We start from the raw sequence: 9,262 nt of genomic DNA on the forward strand, positions 1-9,262 counted from the left end.
GCTGTATTCGGCCGATCACGCGAAGTGTGCCTGGTAATTCCCCTAAAACACGACGTTATTCAAACACATTTCTGTCGGCCGATCAGGCGAGCGCGGGCAGCACTGGCGCGGATGGCGGATGGGTGACACCCGATGGATGCAATCCGGGGTGCTCCGGCACGCGTTGCCGCGGAATCGACGCGATCCGGCGCGCCGTGGCGATCACCGCGGACCACGGTGGCAGCCGCGGCAGTGCCCGCGGCTGTTCAATCCAGGGACATCCATTTTTCGCGTCGAATTCGCACGGTACGACCACACGCGCACCGCTGGGCACCGGATGCACTTCGATGCACCGCAGTTCGTCTTCGTGCTTCGGTGCGGCATGGCAGGCGGGCCGCGTCAGGAACATCCACCACTGCCCGCCGCCGTCGGCGAGCACGGGACCCGCCAGCATCGCTATCCGCAGGTCGGCTAGGACATCGCGGCCCAACCGCCGCGGCATCACCACCGCGTCGGCCACCTCGCCGAGCCGCATCACCAGCCTGCCCGGTTGCACCTCGATGGTCACCGGCCAGCCGAACCGTTCCTCGTAGCGGGTCCTGGCGTCGGCCAGCGTGCGTAACAGTTCGAGACTTGTCAGATTTGTCATTCCGGTCATGGTCGCCCTCCAGATAATGCATCAAGAGGTATACGCCTGGCCGCTAGAGGCCGGGTAGTAGCGGCCTCATGAAGTCCCTTATGAGATTTCTGCCGGAACGACTATGAGGAACAACCAGTCGTTCACCGCGCTGAGTCATACCGGTCGGTGACAACCGCACACCTATCTTGATGACCCTCGCACTGGAAAAGGGGCGGATCAGCGCTGAACATTTTTGTGGGGGATACGGGGTGTGTATGACTTCAGCGAAAGGCTGTGGCGATGGAGCTGGTCGAGCGGAATGGCCCACTGGGGGCGTTGGAACGGATGCTCACGCGCACCGCTACCGGGCAGGGCGGGGTCACGCTGGTCACCGGCGGTATGGCCACCGGAAAGACCGAGCTGTTGCGGGAGTTCACCGGCAACGCGGCCCGCAGTGGCACGTTGGTGCTGTCCGCCACCGGCTCGCGGGCCGAGCAGTCGCTGCCGTTGGGCGTGATGTGCCAGATCGTGCACGGGCCCGCGTTCCCGGACATCCCGGTGCCGTCCTTGTCTGCTGTGGACGAAGTGCCATGGGACGAGGTCGACCCGGACCCAGCAGTCGTCGGTCCACACGACGCTCCCGTGATCCGAGAGATGTGCGGCGCGCTGCTGACGGCGGCCAAGCATCGCACGGTCGTTGTGTGGATCGACGACATCCAGTTCGTTGACAGCGCCACGTTGCGCGTCCTGCTGTACCTGCGGCGACGGATGACCACCGCGCCAATCCTGCTGGTGATGTCCGGCTGGGCGCAGCGACGGCAGACCTGGCCGTCCTTCCGTGCCGAGATCACCCGGCAGCCGCACGACCACATCAAGCTCGCGCCGCTGTCGTTGGACGGTGTCGGCGAGCTGATCACGGAACGGTTGGACGGCCCGGCCGCCACCCGGCTGAGCCCTGGCTGCCATCAGCTCAGCGGTGGAAACCCCTTGCTGATCAACGCATTGCTGGACGACGTGACCGACAGGGACCTGGCCCCGGGTGTCGCGTACGGCCAAGCCGTGCTGACGTGCCTGCACCGCGCCGGGCCGCAGTTGCACGCCGTTGCCAGCGCTGCGGCTCTGCTCGGCGAACACATCACGCCCGCGCTCGTGGGCCAGCTCGTTTGTGAGCCCCTCGACGAGGTCTTGCCCGCGCTCGACTTCCTGAACTGCGCGGGCGTGTTCGACCAGATGACGTTCCGGCACCCAGTCGCCGCGACCACTGTGCTCGACAGCATGCGGCCAGACGACCGGTCCCGGATGCATCTGATGGCCGCGAAGTTGCTGCACCAAAAGGGCGTTGGCGCACTCGAGATCGCGCGGCACCTGGTGGCTGCGGACGTGGCGCGGGAGCCCTGGGCGGTGGCGTTGCTGTGTGAGGCAGCCGAACGAGCGTTGTCCGATGACGAGGTCACGTGGGCCGGGCAATGCCTGCGGTTGGCGTTGCGGGACTGCGACGACTCTCGGCGGGACGAGATCGCGAAGTCCTTGGCCCGCGTCGAGTGGCGAGTCAACCCGGCCGCCGCAGCCTTGCACATGACATCACTGATGAACGGCACACCAGCGGGCCGAGACGCTGTCACCTTGGCCAGACACGCGTTATGGCAGGGCGACAAGTCCGCGGCGGTCGCCGCGTTGAGCGCGGTGACGGACACCCAAGCGGCAGACGAGCTTCGGCTGGTGTACGAGTGGCAGTACGGCTCCCAGGAGGGACTGCCCGCCAGGCAGGGCAGCAGTACGCCATGGGTTCAGGTTGGCAAGAAGCTGGCCGGGCTGATGATCAAGGGCCGGTCTGTGGAGGTGGCCGCGGGTGCCGAGCACATCCTGCAGAGCTGCCAGCTGGCTGACACCACGCTGGAGATCATCGTCTCAGCGGTCATTGCCTTGTGCTACGCGGACAAACCTGACAAGGCGGCTTTCTGGTGTGACACGCTGTCCGACGAAGCGGATCGGTGCAACGCCACCACGTGGCAGGCAGTGCTCTGCGCGGCGCGGGCAGACGTGGCGCTGCGGCAAGGCGACCTGGCAATGGCCGAGGCACAGGCGAACACGGCGTTGCAACTGCTTCCTCCGGACGGCTGGGGAGTCCTCATCGGACTTCCGAGGGCTACGTTGTTGTTGGCGTACACCGGAATGGGCCGGACGGATGCCGCAGCTGAGGTGCTCAGGCAGTTCGTGCCGGACCGGATGTCCGACACCGTCATCGGCTTGCGGTTCCTGCATGCCCGCGGTCACTACTACTTGGCGACCGACCGTGCGTTGGCGGCGTTGGACGACTTTCAGACGTGCGACCGGCAGATGCGGGAATGGAACGTCGATGTTCCCGCACTCGTGCCCGCGCACTCCGATCTCGCTCAGGCATATCTGCGGCTGGATCAGCGCAAGGTCGCCAGGGATCTGGTGAGCCGTCAGCTGGAGCGGCCACGGGCCATCAGCTCGCGCACCCGCGGCACGGCGCTTCGTGTGCTGGCCGCGACCAGTGAGCTTCGGCAGCGCCCACAGCTGCTGATGGAGGCCATCGAGGATCTGCACAACTGTGGCGACCGGCTGGAGCTGGCGCGGGCCCTGATCGACCTGAGCGAGGCGCACCAGGAGCTCGGCGAGTTCAGCCGGGCGCGGATGCACGCCCGCCGTGCGGCCGCCGAAGCCAAGGCGTGCCGGGCCGAACCGTTGTCGAAGATGCTGTCGCACGGCGGCTGTTTCGAGCCCAAGGACCAACGGCTGGAGACTGAGGGCGTTCCCCCATTGAGCGGAGCCGAGCGCAGGGTGGCGACGCTCGCGGCTCGCGGGTACAGCAACCGTGAGATCGGCCGGATGCTCTACATCACGGTCAGTACGGTCGAGCAGCACCTCACCCGGGTGTACCGGAAGCTCAACGTGGGCAGCCGCGCGGACCTGCCGGTCGGCCTGCTGCTGAGCCGGGTCACGGTCAAGGGCGTGCAGTAGGCCTTTGTGGACGGAAAGTTAGGGGGTTTTCGGCCGTGCTCTCGGGTGGTGGGTTTGCCAGTGCCGGCGTTCTAATGGATTTCGTGGCTGTCCGGCCGGAACCCTGGGTGCGGGCCGTGGTCTTCGCCGACGGCCGGATGGAGCTGTCCGGTGATGGTCACCGACTCCGGTGTGGACCCGTCGGCACTGCCATGTGGATCGCTTTGTGCCAGCAGGATTGGCAGCTTGACGCGGCCGCCGTGCTGCTGGCCGGGCTCTGGCGGCTCGACGTCGACAACATGCGCGCCGATCTTGACATCTGGATCGCCGAGTTGTGGGATGCCGGATTGCTCCGCCAGGTCCAGCTGTGACGCGCCTGCGATGGCGCGGATGGCCGCGGCGAGGTCGTCACCACGCGGTGCCTTCTGCGGGTCGACCAACCATTGCGCGATCACGCCGAAGAGCATGGCGAGAGCGAACGAACCGACCGATCGGACCGTTTTCTCGTCGGCAGCCGGGTCGAGCAGCCGCAGCAGGGTGGCAAGCGCGCGCCGGGCGCTTTCCTGCGTCGCGGAGAAGTACGGCCGCATCTCGGGAGCGTGATGCAATTGCGTGAGAACTTCGAACTGGGTCACCCATAACGCACGGTGTTGCTCGAACAACTCGAGTATCCGCGGCCACGAAGCCTCGAACAGCTCAAGCGGGGTGCCGGTGTCTTCGGTGCCGGCGAGCAACTGCGCGATGTCATCGGCCCATTCATCGGTCGCCTGGACCAATGCGGCGTTCATCAACGCGTCCTTGGTGCCGAAATGGTATCCGATCGATCCGAGGTTGGTCTTCGAGACCGCGACGATGTCGCGTGCGGTCGTCCGGGCGTACCCCTTCTCCAGCAAGCACTTCTTCGCGCCGGCCAGCAGCTGCTCCCGATGCCCCATAGTTGTCCCATCTTTGTGGACGGACGTCCAACAGAAGAGTTTATAAGGCGGGCACCGGGGTTTCCAGGGGCCGGCCTCGGCAAACCCAGGAGATTCCCGGATCGGCGGACGGGCACGGTGCGAACGATTGCTTTCTGGGAGCGCACCCGGAGAATTCCCCGCCGCAGAGCGGGGTTGGGCCAAGTGCGGAGGCGCGGAGGGCTCGAAATCCGCTGCCCGCTGGGCAATCATTTCGGCAAGGGATTCCAAGGGCTGAAGGAGCTGCGCGGTATGGCGGACTGGCGGATCTCGCCGACCCTTGCGCTCAACGACATGGTCGCGCAGCGCCAGGAAAGAGGCGAGTCCATTGTGCACCTTGGCTTCGGTGAGGTCCGGCTGCCCGCGTTCGAGCCCTTGGTCGACCGCCTGGTGGCCGGTGCGTCGCGGAACACGTACGGCCCTGTGGCCGGAAGCCAGGCAGTCCGTCAGGCGGCGGCGGGGTACTTCACCCGACGGCGGATCCCCACGGACGCGGAGCAAGTCGTGGTCGGCCCCGGCAGCAAACCGCTGTTGCTGGCACTGAACCTGGTGGTGCCCGGTGACGTGATCGTGCCGAAACCGGCGCGCAACACCTATGCCCCGCAAGCGGAACTCGCGGGCAAGAAGGTCTTCCGCATTTCGATCCCGGCCCGCGCGGGCGGCGTGCCGGATCCAGCGGCCTTGCAGGACACCATTCTCGCCGCGCGCGCACTCGGCCGCGATCCGCGGATCGTGATCCTCACATTGCCCGACAACCCGACTGGCACGGTGGCGCCACCGGAGCTGGTCCGCGAGATCTGCGCGCTCGCCGAGCAGGAAGACCTGCTGATCATCTCCGACGAAACCTACCGCGACGTCCTGCACGACCCACGCACCCCCATGCTCAGCCCAGCGGAGGCAGCCCCACGGAGAACCGTTGTGACAACAGGACTTTCCAAGAACCTCGCCCTCGGCGGATGGCGGATAGGCGTGGCCCGATTCCCGGACAGCCTGTGGGGGCAACGGATCCGGGACGGCGTGATCTCGTTCGCCAGCGAAGTGTGGTCCACACTGGCCGGTCCAATGCAGCAGGTGGCCGAGTACGCCTTCACCGAGCCCCAGGAAGTCCGCCAACGCCTCGCCGACAGCGCCCGGCTGCACGGCTCAGTGGCCCGTGCATTGCATCGGATCATGGTGGACGCGGGCGCGGTATGCCGCCCGCCGGTTGGCGCGTTCTACGTCTACCCGGACTTCAACCCGGTCAGGGAAAAGCTCGCGGCCCGTGGCGTGACCGACGCGGACACGCTAAGCCGCCACCTCGTGGACGAGCACGGGATCGTCGTCCTGGGCGGCCATCTGCTCGGCGACGATCCAACGGCGCTGAGGTTCAAGGCCGCCACGAGCATGCTGTACGGCGACACGGTGGAGCTGCAACAGCAGGCTCTGGCCGCCGACGACCCAGCCAAACTGCCGCACATCCGCGAGGTGCTCACTCGGCTGAGCGAAGCCTTCACGAAGCTATGCGGCTGAACCACAACAACGAAGGCGCGCCCAGCCGACCAAGAAGGCGCGCCCTAACCAACAGCGGAGGCGCGCCCGGGCCAAGCGGAGGCGCGCCCGGAGCACAGAAAGGCGCGCCCGAACAGAGAGCGAAGGTGCGCCCCAGCCACCGACAAGGCGAGCGCTGAGCATCGGCAACGCCCCAAGTCACAGTGAAGGCACGCCCTAACCAACAGCGGAGGCGCGCCCGGGCCCAAGTGAAGGCGCGCCAAAAGTGGTAGTCGGCGCGATTTTGTGTGGAGTGGCGCCGCAAATAAGCTTGTCGGCGGGCAGGGCCGCAGGTCCTGCCCGCGTTGTTGGTCCTGCTTTGCGGCGCAGAGGCTCCACACCAAATCGCGCCGACCTCTCACAGGGGCGCGCCGCAGGCGACCACAGCGCGCGCCGCGGTGAGCCAAGAGCGCGCCGAAAGCAACCCAAGCGCGCCGACCCAACAAGAGAACGCGCCAAAACCAACCACAGAGCGCGCCGCGGCGACCCACCAGCGCATCGCAGCAACCCAAGAGCGCCCCAGCCGACCCACAAGCGCCGCCTAACTGAAACATGTTCCTACTTGACCGTAGACTCGCCCAGCTCGGTCCTAAAAAACAGCGACCCCAGTCCGGTTGGTATGTGTCTCATTCATTTTGTTGGTGATTCACCGGCGTTCAATGAACCGCCTGCATGCCCCTTTGCTATTTCTTCGGCCGCAGCTATGTTGAGCATCACTAAGTAAGTTGCTACTGGGGTGGCGTCGCTGGTTCGGGGAGGCGGGGCAATGCTGGGTTTCTCTTTTGATGTGGTCACGGCGGTCATTGCGTACGGGGTGTCCGTTGTGGGCGCTGCGCTGGGCTTGCTGTGCACGTCACGGGCTCGCGCGACGCGTGGGGCGAGCAGGGCGAGGTGGTTGGCGCTCGCCGCGCTGTCCATTGGCGGGACCGGTATCTGGGTCATGCATTTCATTGCCATGCTCGGGTCCGAAGTCCATGGAACGCCGTTACGGTATGACGTTCCGATAACAATCCTCAGCATGGCGTTGTCGATAGGCGTTGTCGCCATCGGGTTGTTCATCGTCGGGTTCACGACGCGATCGGGTTGGCTATTTGTCGGTGGCGCCTTCACGGGCGCGGGAGTGGCCGTCATGCATTACGTCGGAATGGCCGCGATCAACCTCTTCGGCGAGATCCATTACGACCCGTTGCTCGTTGCCGCTTCGGTCGTCATCGCCGTCGTGGCGGCCACGGCTGCGTTGTGGGCAGCGGTGAACATCCGTGCGTTCGGTGCGGTCATCCTCGCCGCGTTCATCATGGGCATCGCAGTGAACGGCATGCACCACGTGGGGATGGCCGCGGCTGAGGTGATGCCGCATGCGGCAAGCGCCGGACTCGTTGGGATGAACGGTCAGGATCTGTTGCTGCCCATGGTGGTCGGCATCAGCTTCGTCACCGTGATGACCCTGGCGATCGTGGCGTTGTCGCCGAATGCTCAGGAGATCGCGGAGGAACGGGCGTTGCAGGCGAGGATCGCGCGGGTAACGAACTTCCGTTGAGTGGAAACTGAGGCTGACTGACGTTCATCAACGCGGTATGAGTCTGGTCTTGCCCACGAGACAGGAGCAGCGATGGCGTTTCTCAGCGACGAGACCTGGCGGGGACGGATCTTCCGAGGCTCATGGGTGGCGTCGGCAGGCGGTGACCGGGCTGTCGTGGCGCCCGCGACCGGCAGCGAACTCGGCCGCATCGGGATGGCCGCGCCCGACGACATCGCCGCGGCCTCCGCCGTTGCTGTGGAGGCGCAACGGGCGTGGGCCGCGACGCCTTTCCAACAGCGGGCAGCCGTTCTGCGCAAGGCAGCGGGTTTGTGGCGCGCGCACGCCGCCGAGATCGGCTACTGGCTGACGAGGGAGTCCGGCAGCATCGCGGGCAAGGTCGGCTTCGAGTTGCACGTGGCCGAACAGGAATGCCTTGAGGCCGCAACGCTTCCTGGGCGCCCCAGCGGGACAGTACTGCCCAGCGAGGCGCCGAGGCTGAGCATGGCGACACGTGTGCCCGCCGGTGTGGTCGGCGTGATCGCGCCCTTCAACGCCCCGCTGATTCTCGCGATCCGTTCCGTGGCACCGGCTTTGGCACTCGGCAACGCCGTTGTCCTCAAGCCGGACCCGCGCACCGCGGTGTGCGGCGGCGTGACGTTGGCTCGTGTCTTCGAGGAAGCTGGCTTGCCGCCGGGAGTTCTGCACGTTCTGCCCGGCGGACCGGACGCGGGCGAGGCGCTCGTGGCCGACCCGAACGTCCGTGTCATCTCGTTCACTGGTTCGACTGCTGCGGGGCGTCTTGTGGGGGAGGCGGCAGGCCGTCATCTGAAGCGCGCGCACCTCGAACTGGGCGGCAACTCGGCGTTGATCGTCACCGGAGACGCCGACTTGCAGCACGCGATCGGCGCGGCGGCGTGGGGATCGTTCTTCCACCAGGGCCAGATCTGCATGACCACCGGCAGGCACGTGGTGCACGAGTCGATCTTCGACGACTACGTCCGGCTGCTCGCCGCCAAGGCCGACGCGCTGCCCGTCGGGGACCCCGCGGCGGGCGAAGTCGCGCTGGGGCCGGTGATCGACGCCGGACAGCGCGACAAGATCCACGCTCTGGTGACCGACTCGGTCGACGCGGGGGCGATTCTGGCCGCCGGCGGGAACTTCACGGATTTGTTCTACCGGCCGACCGTTCTCGCCGACACGACCGCAAGCTCCCGCGCGTACCGCGAGGAAGTCTTCGGCCCGGTCGCCGTGGTCACGCCGTTCGCTTCCGAGGACGACGCCGTGAAGCTGGCCTCCGACAGCGAATACGGTCTGTCGCTTGGCATTTTGACCGGCGACGCGATGCGCGGACTGGCGTTGGCTGAACGAATCCCGACGGGAATCGTGCACATCAATGACCAGACGGTGAACGATGAGGCCAACGCACCCTTCGGTGGGGTTCGCGCGTCCGGGACCGGATCACGCTTCGGTGGCGCGGAGGCGAACATTGAGGCCTTCACCGAGACCCGCTGGGTGACCGTCCGCGGCGACATTCCCAGTTTCCCGTTGTAAGCACCGTCACGCCGTCAAGGGACCCGGCCGCGGCCGGGTCCCTTCATCGTTTCAGCCCACTGCCTGCACTCACTCTGGTGAGTGGATTGTGGCGTGGAAGGTGTGGTTCCCAGACAACCGTCACCCGTCGCGTGAGAAATTCTCACAAGG

Annotated in this window: 6 protein-coding genes; 4 read left to right on the plus strand and 2 right to left on the minus strand. The window is 66.3% G+C overall.

Annotated features, from left to right (window positions below):
• Positions 1-82 precede the first annotated feature (82 nt).
• Complete coding sequence (locus B9C43_RS05080; RefSeq protein ID WP_143446123.1) at positions 83-628, minus strand: hypothetical protein; 546 nt, start codon at positions 626-628, stop codon at positions 83-85.
• A 270-nt stretch (positions 629-898) separates the two neighbouring features.
• On the opposite strand from B9C43_RS05080, the gene B9C43_RS05085 reads away from it, so the two are divergent.
• Positions 899-3,583 (plus strand): helix-turn-helix transcriptional regulator, encoded by a 2,685-nt coding sequence (locus tag B9C43_RS05085; RefSeq protein WP_143446124.1) that lies wholly within the window; start codon positions 899-901, stop codon positions 3,581-3,583.
• 71 nt (positions 3,584-3,654) lie between these two features.
• Here B9C43_RS05085 and B9C43_RS05090 read toward each other — a convergent pair whose 3' ends face one another.
• On the minus strand, positions 3,655-4,497 hold the full coding sequence (locus B9C43_RS05090; protein ID WP_084424865.1) for a TetR/AcrR family transcriptional regulator: 843 nt from the start codon (positions 4,495-4,497) through the stop codon (positions 3,655-3,657).
• Positions 4,498-4,680: 183 nt separating this feature from the next.
• Here B9C43_RS05090 and B9C43_RS05095 point away from each other — a divergent pair, with 183 nt between their 5' ends.
• From B9C43_RS05095 to B9C43_RS05105, 3 genes are all read left to right on the plus strand, one after another.
• Positions 4,681-6,024, plus strand: a complete 1,344-nt coding sequence (locus B9C43_RS05095; protein WP_235038434.1) for a pyridoxal phosphate-dependent aminotransferase — start codon at positions 4,681-4,683, stop codon at positions 6,022-6,024.
• Between the two features lie 784 nt (positions 6,025-6,808).
• Positions 6,809-7,579, plus strand: a complete 771-nt coding sequence (locus B9C43_RS05100; RefSeq protein ID WP_051897410.1) for an MHYT domain-containing protein — start codon at positions 6,809-6,811, stop codon at positions 7,577-7,579.
• A gap of 72 nt (positions 7,580-7,651) precedes the next feature.
• The gene (locus B9C43_RS05105; protein ID WP_084424867.1) at positions 7,652-9,112 is read left to right on the plus strand and encodes a benzaldehyde dehydrogenase; all 1,461 of its coding nucleotides are present in this window, start codon (positions 7,652-7,654) and stop codon (positions 9,110-9,112) included.
• Positions 9,113-9,262 lie beyond the last annotated feature (150 nt).

The organism is Kibdelosporangium aridum (assembly GCF_900176515.1).
In the GTDB taxonomy this organism is placed as follows: Bacteria; Actinomycetota; Actinomycetes; order Mycobacteriales; family Pseudonocardiaceae; genus Kibdelosporangium; species Kibdelosporangium aridum.

What these genes read in the sequence shown, in the direction of transcription:
- B9C43_RS05090 (WP_084424865.1), bottom strand. Translation starts at nt 4,497, where the DNA reads ATGGGGCATCGGGAGCAGCTGCTGGCCGGCGCGAAGAAGTGCTTGCTG.
- B9C43_RS05100 (WP_051897410.1), top strand. Translation starts at nt 6,809, where the DNA reads ATGCTGGGTTTCTCTTTTGATGTGGTCACGGCGGTCATTGCGTACGGG.
- B9C43_RS05080 (WP_143446123.1), bottom strand. Translation starts at nt 628, where the DNA reads ATGACAAATCTGACAAGTCTCGAACTGTTACGCACGCTGGCCGACGCC.
- B9C43_RS05085 (WP_143446124.1), top strand. Translation starts at nt 899, where the DNA reads ATGGAGCTGGTCGAGCGGAATGGCCCACTGGGGGCGTTGGAACGGATG.
- B9C43_RS05105 (WP_084424867.1), top strand. Translation starts at nt 7,652, where the DNA reads ATGGCGTTTCTCAGCGACGAGACCTGGCGGGGACGGATCTTCCGAGGC.